General features: G+C 35.5%; 15 protein-coding genes. 12 read left to right on the top strand and 3 right to left on the bottom strand.

The window, feature by feature from the left end; all coding sequences use genetic code 11:
• Positions 1-217: 217 nt before the first annotated feature.
• Positions 218-718: a peptidyl-prolyl cis-trans isomerase gene (locus Q5760_RS16870; protein WP_428908778.1), complete on the bottom strand. Its 501-nt coding sequence runs from the start codon at positions 716-718 to the stop codon at positions 218-220.
• 200 nt (positions 719-918) lie between these two features.
• Here Q5760_RS16870 and Q5760_RS16865 point away from each other — a divergent pair, with 200 nt between their 5' ends.
• The 4 genes from Q5760_RS16865 (at position 919) to Q5760_RS16850 (ending at position 7,638) form a co-directional block, all read left to right on the top strand.
• Positions 919-1,200: a DUF1507 family protein gene (locus Q5760_RS16865; protein WP_428908777.1), complete on the top strand. Its 282-nt coding sequence runs from the start codon at positions 919-921 to the stop codon at positions 1,198-1,200.
• Positions 1,201-1,410: 210 nt separating this feature from the next.
• The gene (locus tag Q5760_RS16860) at positions 1,411-2,616 is read left to right on the top strand and encodes an FtsW/RodA/SpoVE family cell cycle protein (RefSeq protein ID WP_428908776.1); all 1,206 of its coding nucleotides are present in this window, start codon (positions 1,411-1,413) and stop codon (positions 2,614-2,616) included.
• Between the two features lie 162 nt (positions 2,617-2,778).
• Positions 2,779-6,219, top strand: a complete 3,441-nt coding sequence (pyc, locus tag Q5760_RS16855; protein ID WP_428908775.1) for a pyruvate carboxylase — start codon at positions 2,779-2,781, stop codon at positions 6,217-6,219.
• Positions 6,220-6,789: 570 nt separating this feature from the next.
• Positions 6,790-7,638, top strand: coding sequence for a reverse transcriptase domain-containing protein (locus Q5760_RS16850; RefSeq protein ID WP_428908774.1), 849 nt, complete (start codon positions 6,790-6,792; stop codon positions 7,636-7,638).
• A gap of 138 nt (positions 7,639-7,776) precedes the next feature.
• On the opposite strand, the gene Q5760_RS16845 is transcribed toward Q5760_RS16850, so the two are convergent.
• A complete protein-coding gene (locus tag Q5760_RS16845; protein ID WP_428908773.1) occupies positions 7,777-8,721 on the bottom strand; it encodes a COX15/CtaA family protein in 945 nt (314 codons plus the stop codon).
• 510 nt (positions 8,722-9,231) lie between these two features.
• Here Q5760_RS16845 and cyoE point away from each other — a divergent pair.
• The 7 genes from cyoE to Q5760_RS16810 all read left to right on the top strand — a co-directional run bounded on the left by cyoE (position 9,232) and on the right by Q5760_RS16810 (position 16,120).
• Positions 9,232-10,167: a heme o synthase gene (gene cyoE, locus Q5760_RS16840; RefSeq protein WP_428908772.1), complete on the top strand. Its 936-nt coding sequence runs from the start codon at positions 9,232-9,234 to the stop codon at positions 10,165-10,167.
• A gap of 187 nt (positions 10,168-10,354) precedes the next feature.
• Positions 10,355-11,413: a cytochrome c oxidase subunit II gene (coxB, locus tag Q5760_RS16835; RefSeq protein WP_428908771.1), complete on the top strand. Its 1,059-nt coding sequence runs from the start codon at positions 10,355-10,357 to the stop codon at positions 11,411-11,413.
• Between the two features lie 32 nt (positions 11,414-11,445).
• The gene (gene ctaD / locus Q5760_RS16830) at positions 11,446-13,338 is read left to right on the top strand and encodes a cytochrome c oxidase subunit I (RefSeq protein WP_428908770.1); all 1,893 of its coding nucleotides are present in this window, start codon (positions 11,446-11,448) and stop codon (positions 13,336-13,338) included.
• Positions 13,338-13,967 (top strand): cytochrome (ubi)quinol oxidase subunit III, encoded by a 630-nt coding sequence (locus Q5760_RS16825; RefSeq protein WP_428908769.1) that lies wholly within the window; start codon positions 13,338-13,340, stop codon positions 13,965-13,967. The genes ctaD and Q5760_RS16825 overlap by 1 nt, the downstream gene beginning before the upstream one ends.
• 4 nt (positions 13,968-13,971) lie before the next feature.
• Entirely contained in the window at positions 13,972-14,307 is a 336-nt protein-coding gene (ctaF, locus tag Q5760_RS16820) for a cytochrome c oxidase subunit IVB (RefSeq protein ID WP_428908768.1), read from the top strand.
• Positions 14,308-14,407: 100 nt separating this feature from the next.
• Positions 14,408-15,319: a cytochrome c oxidase assembly factor CtaG gene (gene ctaG / locus Q5760_RS16815; protein WP_428908767.1), complete on the top strand. Its 912-nt coding sequence runs from the start codon at positions 14,408-14,410 to the stop codon at positions 15,317-15,319.
• Between the two features lie 333 nt (positions 15,320-15,652).
• The gene (locus Q5760_RS16810; protein ID WP_428908766.1) at positions 15,653-16,120 is read left to right on the top strand and encodes a DUF420 domain-containing protein; all 468 of its coding nucleotides are present in this window, start codon (positions 15,653-15,655) and stop codon (positions 16,118-16,120) included.
• A 47-nt stretch (positions 16,121-16,167) separates the two neighbouring features.
• Here the strand turns inward: Q5760_RS16810 and Q5760_RS16805 are convergent, their stop codons facing one another.
• On the bottom strand, positions 16,168-16,533 hold the full coding sequence (locus Q5760_RS16805) for a YugN family protein (RefSeq protein WP_428908765.1): 366 nt from the start codon (positions 16,531-16,533) through the stop codon (positions 16,168-16,170).
• Positions 16,534-16,743: 210 nt separating this feature from the next.
• Between Q5760_RS16805 and Q5760_RS16800 the strand changes: the two genes are divergently transcribed.
• The gene (locus tag Q5760_RS16800; protein ID WP_428908764.1) at positions 16,744-17,172 is read left to right on the top strand and encodes a CBS domain-containing protein; all 429 of its coding nucleotides are present in this window, start codon (positions 16,744-16,746) and stop codon (positions 17,170-17,172) included.
• Positions 17,173-17,338: the final 166 nt, after the last annotated feature.

Here is a 17,338-nt window from a genome sequence, read left to right as displayed (position 1 = left end):
CTGTACTTGTCTGGAAATCGAAGTGTCTGTAGTGGAATTAAACAACCTAGTTTAAACATATACTTATGATAAAGATAAAAGGAGAAAAAGCAAATGCTTTTTCTCCTTTTAAATATGTTACCTATAAATTTCCAGGGCAACGTCTGTGTGACGAGCATGCTTTTGACCTCAACTAACCATTGGTAGGAGATGAAGCCCTCGTTGAGGTAGTTTCATTTTAATATATTCTAAAACCTTGTATATTTTTAATCGGATGATCCATATTGCTGCCATCTCTAAAATAAACATGAACGGGTCCATCTTCGCTTAAAGGTTTGCCTAGATGTGAAAAACAAAGGATCCAATCTGAAGCTTTTTCGATCGAGAAGTCATACTCTCCATCAAAGGTTTCGATAATAATCGATTTAGTATTCTCTAGTGGTTCCGCGTTTTTTAGAAAAGGCTCAAAGGGAATTCCAAACGTTCCATTTAACAATGTTTCTTTCATAAATGATTTTTTTTTAGTTTTTACTGGTTGTGGAATCGTAGCTCCTTCGATGATTTCCCGATCCCAATGTTCTGAAATTGATTTTGTATAGGCGTCGAGATTATGACCAATAATGGTATCTTCTTTAAAAAAAGTATGTAGTTCGGCTTTACGATCATCAAAGATCCATACACTTGGATCTAAAGTAATTTTAAATTTAACTAGGCCTTTTATTTCAACGATATTTTTCATTAGTTCCTCCTTAAATTTTGCATAACAAGACGATGGTATTAAGAAAAATGATACTATTTTTATTATTGTCATTATTATACAACAGTTTGTTAATAGCTGTCATGAAAAGAGATGTAGTTAGTTGTTTAAACTTGCTTTTTTAAAATATAAAGGATAAAATCTATTAGATAGGATATTTGCTCGATACGGGGGGACGGATCTTGACTTCTGAAACGACTCTTGATTATAAGGAAAGAGCAACTTCATTGTTAAAGGCAGATGCAGAGAAAATTCTTCAGCTTATTAAAGTGCAAATGGATAACCTGACCATGCCTCAGTGTCCACTCTATGAAGATGTATTAGATACCCAAATGTTTGGGCTTTCTCGCGAAATTGATTTTGCAGTGCGACTAGGGCTTATGGATGAAGTTGATGGTAAGAAATTATTGGATGATTTGGAAAAGGAATTACTACTGTTACATCAGTCAGTTCTAAAAAAATAATCTAAAGACTCAAACAATCTTATGTTTTGTTTGAGTTTTTTAATCTCGTCCTTTCATTTCACAATTCAGCTTAAATAAAAATTATATATTGCGTGAATTTTTATAAACTAGTATGATATAAAAAATGCCAATTACAGTTTATAGTTGGATTGGTGGTATCCTATTAGTTTTATAGAATAATGTATTGCGCAGTATTTGAGGGATCAGCAGATGTTAAAAAAAATATTAAAGTCATATGATTATACTATAGTCGTTGTCATGGTTATGTTGATCATCTTTGGTCTTATTATGGTGTACAGTGCGAGTATGGTTTCAGCTGTACAGCGATATGATCTTGAAAGTGATTATTTTTATCAAAGGCAAAAGCTTCATATTATTCTATCCATGTTTGTTTTTATTGTTGTAGCGTTAGTACCTTATAAGATTTTACAAAGTAATAAAATTCTAATTCCTATGGTAGTTCTTTCTCTTGTCGGTTTAGGTGGATTATTTGTCTTTGGGCATGTAGCAGGTAATGCTGAAAGTTGGTACAAAATTGGTGCCTCAAGTCTTCAACCATCGGAATTTGTCAAATTATGTGTTATTATATACTTGTCTGCTGTTTACGCAAAGAAACAATCCTATATTAATGAATTTAATAAAGGGGTTGTTCCCCCACTAGTCTATTTAGTTCTCGTATTGGGTTTTGTTGCCATCCAACCAGACGTTGGGACTGCGGCTATTATCTTACTAATAGCAAGCACAATTATCTTTTCTTCTGGAATGAGTTATCGTAATATCTTCAAGCTTGGTGGCATAGGGCTCATTTTCGCTATACCAATCCTTTTTATCATATCGGACTCCTTGTTTTCTGATGTTCGATTAGGTCGTTTTCTAGCCTTTCAGGATCCATTTGCTGATGAACAAGGGTATGGCTGGCAATTAGCTAACTCTTATATTGCTCTTGGGACTGGCGGGATCAAAGGATTAGGGCTAGGACAAGGTGTACAGAAGTTAGGGTATTTACCTGAATCACATACTGACTTTATTATGGCAGTAATTGCCGAGGAATTAGGGCTATTTGGAGTTGCATTTGTCTTACTTTGTCTTGGGTATCTTGTATTAAGAGGGATTTTTATTGGGATAAAATGTAAAGATCCTTTTGGAAGCTTACTAGCCATTGGAATTTCTTCTATGATTGGAATTCAATCTTTTATTAATTTAGGTGGTATCTCTGGTGTTATTCCTTTAACAGGTGTCCCGTTACCGTTTGTAAGTTATGGTGGTTCATCTTTATTACAGCTATGTATCTCCATGGGGATATTATTCAATATTTCTATGTTTGTGAATTATGAGCAAAATTATAAGGGGAAAGCTGTGAAAAAACAGCCAGAGGCAAAGCCGATTAGTAGAAAAAGGTTTTCCTTACATAAATAAGTGCAGGGATTTATTCCCTCACTTTTTAATATAGGTTTCATTAAATGCATTATATTCAACACAGAGATAACAATATAGGAAGAATTATATTATATTCAATATGTTGTGAGAAAATAATGAAGCCAGAATATCAAAATATATAGTAAAGATGGGGTGTTATATGTGGCGAGACGCATCAATAAAGTATTAGTTGCAAATCGTGGTGAAATCGCAATAAGAGTGTTCAGGGCATGTAACGAATTAAATATTCGCACTGTTGCGATTTATTCTAAAGAAGATTCAGGCTCCTTACATCGATATAAAGCTGATGAAGCTTATCTTGTCGGTGAAGGTAAAAAACCGATTGATGCCTACTTAGACATCGAAGGGATTATTGGAATCGCAAAAAATAGTGATGTAGACGCCATTCATCCTGGATATGGTTTCTTATCAGAAAATATTCAGTTTGCTAGAAGATGTGAGGAAGAAGGCATTATCTTTATTGGTCCTAAATCCCAGCATCTCGATATGTTTGGTGACAAGGTAAAAGCGAGAGAACAAGCGATCCAAGCGAATATCCCAGTTATTCCAGGTAGTGATGGTCCTGTTCAAAGTTTAGAAGAGGTTGAAAACTTTGGTGATCAACATGGATATCCAATCATTATCAAGGCATCTCTAGGCGGCGGTGGCCGTGGAATGAGGATTGTCAATAGTGCGAGTGAAGTTTCTGAAGCCTATAATCGTGCAAAATCAGAAGCTAAAGCTGCATTTGGAAATGATGAAGTTTATGTTGAGAAATATATCAATCGACCAAAGCACATTGAAGTACAGATTCTTGGGGATTCCCAAGGAAATATTGTGCATTTATTTGAAAGAGACTGTTCAATCCAAAGACGACATCAAAAAGTAGTTGAAATTGCACCAAGTGTATCGTTATCAGAACAATTAAGAAAAGATATTAACGAGTCAGCTGTTCATTTAATGAAAAATGTTAATTACCTTAATGCTGGGACAGTAGAATTTTTAGTATCAGGTGATTCATTCTATTTTATCGAAGTAAACCCACGTGTTCAGGTAGAACATACGATTACAGAAATGATTACAGGCATTGATATTGTGCAGACACAAATTCTAATTGCTGAAGGTCATGAATTATTCGGGAAAGAAATTGACATACCACAACAAGATGAAATTCGTATAAGTGGATATGCGATTCAATCTCGTGTTACAACAGAAGATCCTTTAAATAATTTTATGCCGGATACTGGTAGAATCAATGCGTACCGTTCAGGTGGTGGTTTCGGCGTTCGTTTAGATGCAGGAAACGCCTTCCAAGGCTCTGTAATCACGTCTTTCTATGATTCATTACTAGTAAAAGTGACAACACATGCACATACATTTGAACAAGCTGCTTCAAAAATGGAGCGTAACTTAAATGAATTCCGTATTCGTGGAATTAAAACAAATATCCCATTTTTGATTAATGTAATTAGACATGAAAAATTCCGTAAAGGGGAGTATGATACATCATTCATTGATGATACTCCAGAACTATTTATATTCCCACAAAGAAAAGACCGTGGAACAAAGCTCTTGAATTATATTGGAAATGTTACCATTAACGGTTTTCCAGGGATCGAAAAGAAGAAAAGACCTGTTTTTGATAAACCAAGAATTCCGAAGGTTCCTGCAAGTGTAGAATTAAAAAATGGAACAAAGCAAATCTTGGATGCTCAAGGTGCGGATGGTCTTGTTGAGTGGGTTAAAAATCAAAAGCAAGTGTTATTAACCGATACGACTTTCCGTGATGCGCACCAATCACTACTTGCAACAAGGGTTAGAACGAACGATTTTACACAAGTTGCCGACCCAACAGCAAAACTTCTACACGATCTTTTCTCGCTTGAAATGTGGGGTGGAGCAACATTTGATGTTGCCTATCGTTTCTTGAAGGAAGATCCATGGGAGCGTTTAATTACATTAAGAAAACAAATTCCAAATGTGATGTTCCAAATGCTGTTAAGATCCGCGAATGCAGTAGGTTATAAAAACTATCCGGATAATGTGATTCGTGAATTTGTTGAAAAATCAGCTCATGCAGGTATTGACGTTTTCCGTATTTTTGACAGTTTGAACTGGGTAAAAGGAATGGAAGTAGCTATTGATGCGGTCAGACAAACAGGAAAAATTGCTGAAGCTGCTGTATGTTACACAGGTGACATTCTAGATCCATCAAGGGCAAAATACGATATTAACTATTATAAAAACGTCGCAAAAGAACTCGAAGCTCAAGGGGCACATATCTTAGGAATTAAGGATATGGCAGGGTTATTAAAACCTGAAGCAGCTTATCGATTAATTTCAGAATTAAAAGAAACGGTAAATATTCCAATTCACCTTCATACTCATGATACTAGTGGAAACGGTATTTATACTTATGCGAGAGCAATTGAAGCAGGTGTAGATATTGTTGATGTAGCTGTAAGTTCAATGGCTGGAAATACTTCTCAACCAAGTGCAAACAGCTTACATTATGCGCTGCAAGGCTCTGAACGTCAGCCAACTGTAAGTATTAAGGGACTGGAAACTCTTTCACATTATTGGGAAGATACCCGTAAATATTATCAAGATTTTGAATCAGGTATGAATGCTCCATTACCAGAAGTTTATCAGCATGAAATGCCAGGAGGACAATATAGCAACCTTCAACAACAAGCAAAGGCTGTTGGACTTGGGGATGAATGGGATCGAGTAAAAGAAATGTACGCAAGAGTAAACCAAATGTTTGGCGACATTGTTAAAGTAACCCCATCTTCTAAAGTAGTGGGTGACATGGCCCTATTTATGGTCCAAAATAATTTAACAGAAGAAGATGTCCTCACAAAAGGTGAATCACTTGACTTCCCTGACTCAGTTGTTGAATTATTAATGGGGTATCTTGGACAACCACAAGGTGGCTGGCCTGAACAGTTACAAAAAGTTGTCTTAAAAGGAAAAGAACCCATTACAGTTCGTCCTGGTGAGTTACTCGAAGAGGTTGATTTTAAAGCTCTAAGAGATGAATTGTATAATGAATTGGGTAGACAAGTAACTGATTTTGATGTCATTGCTTATGCTTTATATCCAAAAGTATTTTTAGAATACAATAACACAGTACAACAATTCGGCGATGTATCTGTATTGGATACGCCAACTTATTTCTATGGACTTCGCTTAGGTGAAGAAATTGAAGTAGAGATTGAAAAAGGTAAAACCTTGATTGTTAAGCTTGTTTCTATTGGACAACCACGAGCAGACGGCAACAGAGTTATTTACTTTGAATTAAATGGACAACCACGTGAAGTTCTAATTAAAGATGAAAGTATCAAATCAACTGTTGCAACTAAAGTAAAAGGTGATCCTAAAAATCCAAATCACATTTCAGCAACAATGCCTGGAACAGTTGTTAAGGTTATCGTTGAAAAGGGTGAAAAGGTTGAAAAAGGTGATCATTTGATGATCACTGAAGCCATGAAGATGGAAACAACCGTACAAGCACCATTCTCTGGAATTGTAAAGGATATTTATGCGCAAAGCGGAGAAGCTATACAAACGGGTGACTTGTTAATCGAATTAACGAATTAATAAAAAAAGAGATACAGTTTCTGTATCTCTTTTTATTTGCGTGCCCAGCAAGCCGTTAATTGCTAGTTGGTGAAAGTCCAACCTGAGTAAGTACCAAGACGCTCAGTAGCTGACAGGCAACTGGTGAAGAAATTCTAAGGTTGAAGCCCTGTGACAAAGTAACTCCCTAGCGGAGTGCGAGCAAACTAACAGGTTGTAACATAAAGTGAATCCTGCCGTCTCGTCAAAAGAACCTACCTACGGTAGCCAAAGAGAAGTCGAGCCTTGGGATAATGGGCGAAGACCATGGAAGGTGTGAAGATCTTGGAATAGCAGCACCGATGAATCTCTCGGGGTATGGGGAGCGACATGTTAGTAAAGTAGTTAGCGGAACTGGGGATACCCTCCTTGTCACTTTCTAACGAAAGTAAAGCAGAAACCTATAAGTGTAAACGAAGTGGTGGATGGATGAGAGGGAGTCGGAGGGGGTCATAGTACCATTAATGACAATGACAACACAACATTGTCTAGGGAAGGACGGCGCAAGCCATTACCCTACTTCGTTCATATGTCAGAAGGAGGTAAGAGTCAGTGAATGTCAGGAAAATGACTAACTACACCAATAAAGTAAAAGCTCAAGAACTCTGGAAGACGTTATATCTTTGTGCCAAGGAATGTCCAACTCGAAGATTTCACGGTTTATATGACAAAATCTATCGTCCTGATATTCTATGGGAGGCATGGCAACGTGTGAAACGAAAGAAAGGAAGTGGAGGTGTCGATGGACAGACGATTGAACAAATCGTCTTGGAGTACGGGGAAAAGAAATTTATGAACGAGCTCTATTTGGAACTAAAGGAGAAGCGTTATCACCCTAGTCCAGTCCTAAGAACCTATATTCCAAAGGATGATGGAAAGAAACGTCCATTAGGAATTCCAACTATTAAAGATCGGGTCGTACAGATGGCAACGAAAATGGTTATTGAACCAATATTCGAGGCTGACTTTCATGACTGTTCGTTTGGTTTTCGTCCAAAGCGAAATGCCCATCAAGCGATGGCAAAGATAAGAAAAGCCAGTAAGAAATGTTTTTGGGTAGTAGACGTCGATATCCAAGGATATTTCGATAATATTAATCAATACAAGTTGATGAAAATATTAGAACAAAGGATTAGTGATCGACGGGTTTTAGAACCAAGGAATAAATTATACTTGGATATCAGAGAGTTAGTAAAAGGGCTAAATAGGAAACTGCAAGGTTTCAAGAATTACTATCTTATCTCGGCTCACGCAAAGAAATGGCTAAATAGAATCGACTGGTATGTATTAGAACGACTTACCTTATTTCATAACAAAAAGAGAAATAATCGTAAGAAACATGGAAATTTAAAGGATGTAAGAAAAGAAGTGAAACATATATTAGTGAAATTAGCTAGTTAGACGCTGTAAAGCCAAGGAAAGAAGAACGTCGGAAAGCCGTATGAAGGAAAACTTCACGTACGGTTTGATGAGGAGGAGCTGAAAGTAAAAGAGATAGCAAAAGCTATCCCTTTGAAATCAGTTTCTTACTCTACATATCTATTGAGGAGTTGTTGTAGTATTCGACGAATTAAGCACACTTGAATGAATGGAACTTCTAAACACAAGTAGAACAAAATAACTTAAAAGTCCAAAAAGGCAAGATATGAGAAAAGCATGTGCTAGGGCGATGAATAAATTTGCTCTTGAATAGATAATAACTGCTCCAGATAAAACTTGTAGGGAAACGAGAGTAAAAGCAATCATCCATCCTCCATATAACACTTTTTGATGACGATAATGTTTAATAACTAAATAGAGGATATAGCCAATCCAGATGAAGATTAACCCTGCTGCTGCTCTATGACCCATTTGGATCCACTCATACATATTTGTAGGAAGTGCTAGTTGATCATTCGAGCAAAGTGGCCAATCTTTACAAACAAGGCTTGCGTTAACATGCCTTACAAGAGCTCCGGTATAAACAACAATAAAACTGTAGATTGTTACGCCAATAATATGTGTTTTTAATCGTTTATCAACAACCAATTTTTCAGCCTCGAATTTTTTATCAACTTCAAAAATTAGCAGTGTTAATAAAAATACGGTTGAAAAGGATATTAACGAAATGCCGAAATGTACGGCCAATACAAAGTCTGATTGAGGCCAAATCACCGCTGCCGCACCAATTAAGGCTTGTAAAACAAGAAAGAATATTGAATTAAAAGCTAAAAATTTTGTTTCGCGTATATGCCCAATTTTTTTCCATGCCCAGACCGATAGGATGACCACCATTATACCAACTGTACCAGAAACGATACGGTGTGCTAGTTCAATCACTAACTCAGATGAAATCTCCTTTGGGATAAGTTGTCCTTCACATAAAGGCCAGGATCGACCACAACCCATACCGGAGTCTGTTTTTGTTACCAGTGCTCCACCTAATAAAATGAAAAGCATACCAATTGTTGTTAATACTGAAAACCATTTGAGAGAGCGACTCAATCCATTCACCTTCTTAAAGTATGTTCTGAAATTTTGTTATCGTAATAGATTAAAACTATTATAAAATGAATATACGAAATAATAATATAATTGAACTATATGGAATTTTCAAGATTTTAGATATATTTTATAATAAATAATGTGTCGAAACAAATAATTACTATCATTACAGTTAAAAAGGTTGAAACTTAAATCAGAGTTTGTTAGAAATATAGTATAGAGTAATTTAGAGAGAGTCTGTAAAGAAATTTTGCAATTTTCTTTATTATGGCACTAAAGCAACTTCTTTAAAAGCGAAATAACTTCATAGACACACTTTTTTCACATTATTTTCGAAAAAAGTTCACAAAAAGAGTGAAAAGTATGATTTAATATACTGAAGAGATACATAATAATCAGATTTCTAAAAATTCTAACTTTAAAATAGGTTTTTGGTTTCGTAGAATATGTGTATTCTACATAATCAGTGCCTTAAAAGAAGTAACTATCAAATCTTAAGGAGGAAATACAATGTCTGGCTCAAGGCCTGTTTCTGATTCGTTAATATCCAATAATGAAAATATAAATGCCAGTTCTCCTTCAAAAACGTTTTGGAAGGATTTCCTTGCCCTGATTAAAGTAGGAATTGTTAATTCAAATTTAATCACAACTTTTACAGGAATTTGGTTAGCTATTTTTCTTTCGAATCAGAGTTTTTTTGCAGCCCTAGATCTTGTATTTTTAACATTAGTAGGATCAGCACTCATAATGGCGGGTTCTTGTACTTTGAATAATTACATAGATCGAGATATTGATCATTTGATGGAGCGAACGAAAAATCGACCAACTGTAACTGGAAAGATGAATCCTTCAAAGGTTGTAGTTATGGGAGTAGTATTGATCAGTATTGGATTAATTCTTTTAGCACTTACGACTATGACAGCCTTCATTATTGGAATCATCGGTGTATTTTCTTATGTAGTTGTTTATTCAATGTGGTCAAAAAGACAGTATGTTTCCAATACGGTTATTGGCAGCATATCCGGGGCTGTTCCGCCTTTAATTGGATGGGCAGCTATTGATCCTAATCTTGATATAATGGCTTGGATGTTATTTTTAATCATGTTTGCGTGGCAACCTCCACATTTTTATGCGTTGGCAATGAGAAGAGTGGAGGAATATCGAATTGCAGGAATACCAATGTTACCTGTTGTAAAAGGTTTTTCGACAACAAAAAAACATATTTATTTATGGGTCATAGGATTAATGCCTCTTCCGTTTTTTATGTCACAACTAGGAACTCCATTTATTGTTTTAGCAACGATCCTAAATATCGGGTGGATTTTTACTGGAATATATGGAAACAAGTTCAAAGATGATATGAAATGGGCAAGATTAATGTTTGTTTACTCACTACAGTATTTAACCATTATCTTTGTGTCTATGGTCATTTTTACACTACTTTAAAGACGTGCTTTTGCTAACAGGACTGACATTAATTAGAGTGTCACTCATAAAAGGGGGTGGGTGACACTTTTAAAAGTATTAGTAGGAGATTTTTCCTTTAGTTAGAAGATTAAGGGGGAAATTATCTATATTTTTTTGTTTTAATAAATAATAAAAATATTTTGAGAAAGAGGGGTATGGATTCAATATGAAGAGACGTTCAAAGTGGCGCCTATATCCACTATTAGTGGCACTAGCGTTAGTTCTCTCTGGTTGTGGTGAACCTCATATATCTGCATTAAGGCCAGCAGGAGAAGTAGCAAAAAAACAGTTAGATCTGATGCTGTTAAGTACTGCTATTATGGTGGGAGTAATTTTAGTAGTTGTCATCATATTCGTGTATGTTCTTTTTAAATTTAGAAGAAAAGATGACAAAATTCCAAAGCAAGTGGAAGGAAGTCATAAGCTTGAAATTATTTGGACAACGATTCCGATTCTATTGCTAGTAATTCTAGCCGTACCTACAGTAGCTGCTACTTTTAATTTAGCTGATACCGCAGAAATGGATAAAGAAGATTCGGATGCACTAGTTGTTAATGTACGAGCCAATCTATACTGGTGGGAGTTTGAATATCCAAATCAGAAAATTGTCACTAGTCAGGATTTAGTAGTTCCAACCGATGAAAAGGTTTACTTTAATTTAATCGCTTCTGATGTAAAACACTCATTTTGGATTCCTTCAGTTGGTGGGAAAATGGATACAAATACAGAAAATACAAATAAATTCTGGTTAGTATTTAACAGTGAAAAGGCTGAGGAAGCAGGAAATGTTTTCTATGGTAAATGTGCTGAACTTTGTGGACCTTCACACGCCTTAATGGATTTTAAAGTAAAAGCTGTACCAAGAGATGACTTTGATGAATGGGTTGCCGATATGCAATCTGTAACAGAGCCCAAAGAAGCAACAACACCCTTAGCTCAACAAGGACAAGAAATTTATAATAACAGCTGTATTGGTTGTCACGCGGTAACACCATCAAACGCGACTCCAGAGGCAGCTAGAATGGCACCAAATTTGAGTAACTTTGCTGAACGAGAAAATATCGCAGGATTTTTAGAACATAATGAGGATAATTTGAAAAAATGGCTGAAAGATCCTGAAGCGATTAAACCAGGGAATAAAATGACTGGAACGTATGGAAATTTAACTGATGATGAATTGGATGCATTAACAGCGTACTTAATGGAATTAAAAGTCCAAGAGTAATGTGTCTATTGTGTAAAGGGGAGGTAGTAACATTGAGTACCTATGCGGAGAAAAGGGGAATAGGAGCATTTTTATGGGACTATTTAACAACAGTTGACCATAAGAAAATTGCTCACCTTTATTTTGTTGCAGGTGCACTGTTTTTTGTTCTGGGTGGAATTGAAGCAATGATGATTCGTATTCAACTTCTTAAACCCAATAGCGATTTTGTCAGTGCAGGATTTTTTAATGAATTATTAACAATGCATGGAACGACAATGATCTTTTTAGCAGCTACGCCACTGTTGTTTGCTTTTATGAATGCAATTATGCCATTACAAATTGGGGCACGTGATGTGGCTTTTCCGTTTCTAAATGCATTAGGATTTTGGTTATTCCTATTCGGGGGTATCTTTTTAAATCTTTCTTGGTTTTTAGGTGGCGCTCCTGATGCAGGATGGACTTCATATGCATCTTTGTCTCTGGAATCACCGGGACATGGTATTGACTTTTATACTTTAGGGTTACAAATAGCTGGGTTTGGAACGTTAATCTCAGGAATTAACTTTTTAGTAACCATTATTAATATGAGGGCTCCAGGTATGACATTCATGAGGATGCCGTTGTTTACTTGGACAACATTTGTTTCCTCAACATTAATACTATTTGCTTTTACACCACTTGCAATTGGCTTGTTTTTATTAACATTTGACCGGCTGTTTGGAGCCAATTTCTTTAATGTAGCAGGCGGGGGTAATACCATTATATATGAACATATCTTTTGGATTTTTGGTCACCCAGAAGTATATATTTTAATCTTGCCAGCATTTGGAACTTTCTCGGAAATTTTCTCAACCTTCTCAAGAAAGAGACTATTCGGTTATTCTTCAATGGTTTTTGCAACGATGCTAATCGGATTCTTCGGTTTCATGGTATGGGCACACCATATGTATACAACTGGTTTGGGTCCTGTAGCGAATGCCATTTTTGCGGTGGCAACAATGGCAATAGCGGTTCCGACTGGAATAAAAATCTTTAACTGGTTATTTACGATGTGGGGTGGGAGTATTAAATTTACCACGCCGATGTTATGGGCAGTTGCGTTTATTCCTTCCTTTGTAATGGGGGGAGTAACAGGGGTCATGCAAGCGGTAGCGCCTGCAGACTATCAATACCATGATAGTTATTTTATTGTCGCTCACTTTCACTATGTAATCGTTGGAGGAGTCGTTTTTTCACTACTTGCAGGAACGCATTTTTATTGGCCGAAAATGTTCGGAACGATGCTTAGTGAAAAATTGGGGAAAGTTACGTTTTGGTTGTTTTTAATTGGCTTCCATTTAACATTCTTTATACAACATTTCCTTGGTTTAATGGGTATGCCAAGACGTGTGTTTACTTACCTACCAAATCAAGGATGGGAATTAGGTAACTTTATAAGCACGATTGGGGCTTTTCTCATGGCCGTAGCGGTGATCGTGCTAGTGATCAATGTCATTATAACCTCTGTTAAAAATGAACGAGTTGGAAATGATCCATGGGGAGATGGACGTACATTGGAATGGGCACTACCTTCGCCACCTCCATTCTACAATTTCAAACAAACTCCTCTTGTACGAGGATTGGATGCTTATTGGATTGAAAAAATGGAAGGGAAGAAAAGTTTAACGCCAGCTGAACCACTTGGTGATATTCATATGCCTAATTCATCATTTACACCGTTTGTCATCTCACTAGGTTTGTTTATTGCGGCATTTGGAGCTATGTATCAAATTGATTTAACTACTGGTGATGTATGGGCAAATAAAGGGGCTCTAGCTGTATTTATTCTTGGCTTGGTCATTACTTTCGGTGCAATGATCTTCCGTTCAGTTAAAGACGATCATGGGTACCATATTCATAAAGAAGATTTAATAGACGACGATGATAAAGGGGTGAAGGCATAATGGAAATACAAGAGAAATTTACTGTAGAAACATGGCCTGAATCACCTGAAAGACAAACGTTAGAAGGTAAAAATAAGTTTCTTGGTTTTTGGTTGTTTTTAGGTGGGGAGACGGCTTTATTTGCAACTTTGTTTGCGACCTACCTTGCTTTAAAAGATAAAGTACCAAGTTCAGAACATGCACTTGCAAAAGATTTATTTGAAATGCCGCTTGTTTTTGCTACAACGATGATTCTCTTAACAAGTTCATTAACAAGCGTATACGCGATGTATCATATGAAAAACTATAACTTCAAAAAAATGATGATCTGGTTAGGTGTTACAGTTCTATTAGGTGGATCGTTCTTAGCGCTTGAAATTTATGAATTTAATCATTATATTCATGAATACGGGCATACATTTACAAGCAGTGCTTTTGGTTCAGCTTTTTATGCCTTGACTGGATTTCATGGTGCTCACGTTGCTTTTGGGCTTGGATGGATTATAACCTTAATGGTAAGGAATGCAAAACGAGGGCTTAATTTATATAATGCTCCAAAGTTTTACGTAGCAAGTCTTTATTGGCACTTTATTGATGTTGTTTGGGTGTTCATATTTACGGTCGTATATTTAATGGGAATGGTGGGATAATCTGATGGGCAATCACAATACAAATTCAGTTAACCCTAGTGCAAAAGTTGAATATCGTCTTAAGAAGAATGCAGAAGAAATGAAACATCAAGTGATTACATTTGGGTTAATGATCTTCTTAACATTGATGTCATTCCTTGCTGTTGCTTATGATGGTTTCAGCAATTGGTTTACCATACCTTTTATTCTTTTATTGGCTTTGATTCAATGTGCCTATCAATTATATTATTTTATGCATATGAGTCATAAAGGGCATGGAATGGTTGCTACTTTTATGTACGGTGGTGTATTCGTTGCTTTTTTAACTGTACTTGCTTTTGTTACAATTATTTGGTGGTAAAAATGGATAGAAGGAAATCAGTTTAAGCTGGTTTCCTTTTTCCAATATATAATCTCGGAAGCAATTCTTGGATGTTAGACATAAAAAGAGGTGAGAAAAAATGCCACTAGAGATATTTGGATTTAGAGCATTATGGAGTCCATATTTATTTATCACAATTGTTTTGGTTACTTTGGGTTACTTTTTCATGACGACAAAATATAGACATCTATTTAAGGATAGTAAACCCCTCACAAAATCACAAATAAGTTTTTTTATTATCGTTATGGCTGTGTATTATTTAGTTAAAGGCGGACCATTAGATTTAATGGGACATTTAATGTTTTATGCTCATATGATTCAAATGTCTATTTTAATATTTATTATCCCGCCACTTTTAATTATTTCGGTTCCTGAATGGATTTGGAGAACCTTACGGTCAAAATCAGTCTTTAAAACAGTATTTGGATTTTTCTCAAAACCGTTTTTCGCATTAGTCCTTTTTACAGCAACACTTTCTTTGTATCATATCCCTTTTGTTTTTGATGTAGTAAAAACAAATTTCCTATTACATGAAGGATATACAGCCATATTAATGCTATTTGCGCTAATCATGTGGTGGCCGATCGTTAATAAAGTTGAAGCATATGGTAGCCTTACGGGTTTAAAAAAGGTAGCGTATATTTTCGCAAGCGGAGCGTTGATTTTACCTGCTTGTGCATTAATCATTTTCAACGATAATCCAATGTATGCTACTTACTCAAATCCGGAACTTTGGGCGAAATCTTTGGCTTTATGTGTACCTGCATCAACTTTATCATCGTTATCAACTTTAGGTATAAGTGGTCCTGAAATGTTTACATCTCTATCTTTAATTCATGATCAGCAGCTAGGTGGTGTTCTCATGAAGATCATACAAGAAATTGTATATGCCTTTGTTTTATCTCGCGTTTTCTTTGAGTGGTATAAAAGTGAGCAGCAAGTATCAGAGGCAAATAAGACGGATCCCTATTATCCTCAAACAGTAGAATAATATTTAACAATAAAGACTGCTCTATATGTGAAGAGTAGTTTTTTTATATTAAGATTGTGTTAAAGGTTAATGTTGTATTTAAAGATCTGTTACTATTAGTATAAGATAAGACTCCTATGGCACAAAAGAGACTGGGTACAGCAAAATTATCGTAAAAACAAAGTGTTGTGTTAAGGAAATCAACTACCAAGTTTAACAGTCCATTTGTTAAAGGGATTCATTCATTTCCATCATAATATTATATCTAATTTGTGAATAAAGTGTGAATATTATTGAAAAATACAAACTATTAAACTAAAATAATAATAAATAGTGACTGTGAGGGAATCAGCGATGGAAAATTCTTTACCTATATTACCAACGATCAGTACAACATTTATTGTTTTAAGTGCCATTATGGTGGCGATTGGATGGAACTTAATTCGAAAAAGAAAGATTGAATCTCATAAAAAAGCAATGATATGGGCTGCATTATTTGCGGTGATCTTTTTTATTATTTATGCTAGTAGAACCGTATTTATAGGGAATACTTCGTTTGGTGGACCAGATAGTATTAAAATTTATTATACGATTTTCCTGATTTTTCATATTACGTTAGCAACAATTGGTGCGGTTATGGGGATTATAACGCTTTATACTGGATGGAAAAATAATTTAGCAAAGCATCGAAAACTAGGACCAATTACGAGTATTATTTGGTTTTTTACAGCTCCAACTGGAGTAATTGTTTACTTGTTATTATATGTTTTCTATCCCGGTGGAGAAACGACATCCGTAATTAAAGCGATTATTGGCTCTTAATCAATTGAAAACAAAAGGCACAGATTAACCTGTGCCTTTTATTTTTGTTATTTTACTGCTGAGAACTCGTTGATTTGGGATTTTATCGCATTTAGAACGGTTTCACATTCTTTTACTAAATGTTCTGGAAAGTGCTCATCGGATCCGTATTCAACTCCGTGAGGATAATAATGCTTTCCGAGTATCGGTTTTAATAATTGAATGGTTGCGTGATTTGCGCCAATATCACCTTCTGTTGCATAACCCTGTACTCTTAAGTAATAGACGTCTTTTTCAATTTCTAATTTTCGATCATAGGTTACGCGATCGTAATCCCAATGTTCCCCTCTTTCTAAACCGTGTACCTTCATAATATCATCCAATACGTTTAAATTAGCAATAACAGTTTCAAGTTCTGTATTTTCAAATTTCAATTTAATTCCCCCTTTAAAAGATTAAATGTCCTAATAATCATATTTTTCTAAAATTAATTATATCAATTTTAATAATAGTAGAAAAATGGAAAAGTTTCAATCTATTACAAACGAGAAATAAAGTTTTGTATAATTTCACTTTTATTGGTAAATCTTATACATTAGTTAGTTTTTTAAAACAAAATGGTTTAGGTTTAGGAGGTAATGACTGTGAAACGTGTGCGTGAAATTATGACAGATGATGTTGAGAGCTGCTCATTACTAGATAATATGTATGAAGTAGCAGTTAAGATGAAGGAATGGAATGTTGGCGCGATTCCAATTGTTGATGAAGACAAAGTGGTTGGTATGATTACGGACCGTGACATTGCTGTTAGAGGTGTTGCTGAAAAAAATCCAGGTTCCACAAAAGTGGAGAAGATTATGAGTGACAAATTAATCACGGGCAATGCTGATATGTCTACTAGTGATGCTTTAAAGTTAATGGCTGAACATCAAATTCGCCGTTTGCCTATTGTTGAAAACGAGAAGCTTATTGGAATGGTTAGTCTAGGTGATTTTGCCGTTGAGGAATTAACGGATGAGCAAGCAGGAAGAGCACTTTCTGAGATTTCAGAACAAGAAAATTATATTCAATAAAAAGGCGCTTAAAAGTGCCTTTTTATTTTGTGAAAATAAAATAAAAAGATTGAAATCAATCCGATTAAATCTAATGTTATAATAATAGATAGTTATCATCATACAATATTCAATTGCTAGACAGGTGAGAGGAGGTAAGCCACTGAAAGCCTTCATTCGAATTTTT

Origin of the sequence: Niallia sp. Kr1, from assembly GCF_050389805.1 — a bacterium.
Classification (GTDB): domain Bacteria; phylum Bacillota; class Bacilli; order Bacillales; family Cytobacillaceae; genus Bacillus_BD.
This window is presented reverse-complemented; position numbering and strand designations above follow the sequence as displayed.

Coding starts and splice junctions, on each gene's coding strand:
- Q5760_RS16870 (WP_428908778.1), bottom strand. CDS start 718: ATGAAAAATATCGTTGAAATAAAAGGCCTAGTTAAATTTAAAATTACT.
- Q5760_RS16860 (WP_428908776.1), top strand. CDS start 1,411: ATGTTAAAAAAAATATTAAAGTCATATGATTATACTATAGTCGTTGTC.
- cyoE (WP_428908772.1), top strand. CDS start 9,232: ATGTCTGGCTCAAGGCCTGTTTCTGATTCGTTAATATCCAATAATGAA.
- coxB (WP_428908771.1), top strand. CDS start 10,355: ATGAAGAGACGTTCAAAGTGGCGCCTATATCCACTATTAGTGGCACTA.
- Q5760_RS16825 (WP_428908769.1), top strand. CDS start 13,338: ATGGAAATACAAGAGAAATTTACTGTAGAAACATGGCCTGAATCACCT.
- ctaF (WP_428908768.1), top strand. CDS start 13,972: ATGGGCAATCACAATACAAATTCAGTTAACCCTAGTGCAAAAGTTGAA.
- ctaG (WP_428908767.1), top strand. CDS start 14,408: ATGCCACTAGAGATATTTGGATTTAGAGCATTATGGAGTCCATATTTA.
- Q5760_RS16810 (WP_428908766.1), top strand. CDS start 15,653: ATGGAAAATTCTTTACCTATATTACCAACGATCAGTACAACATTTATT.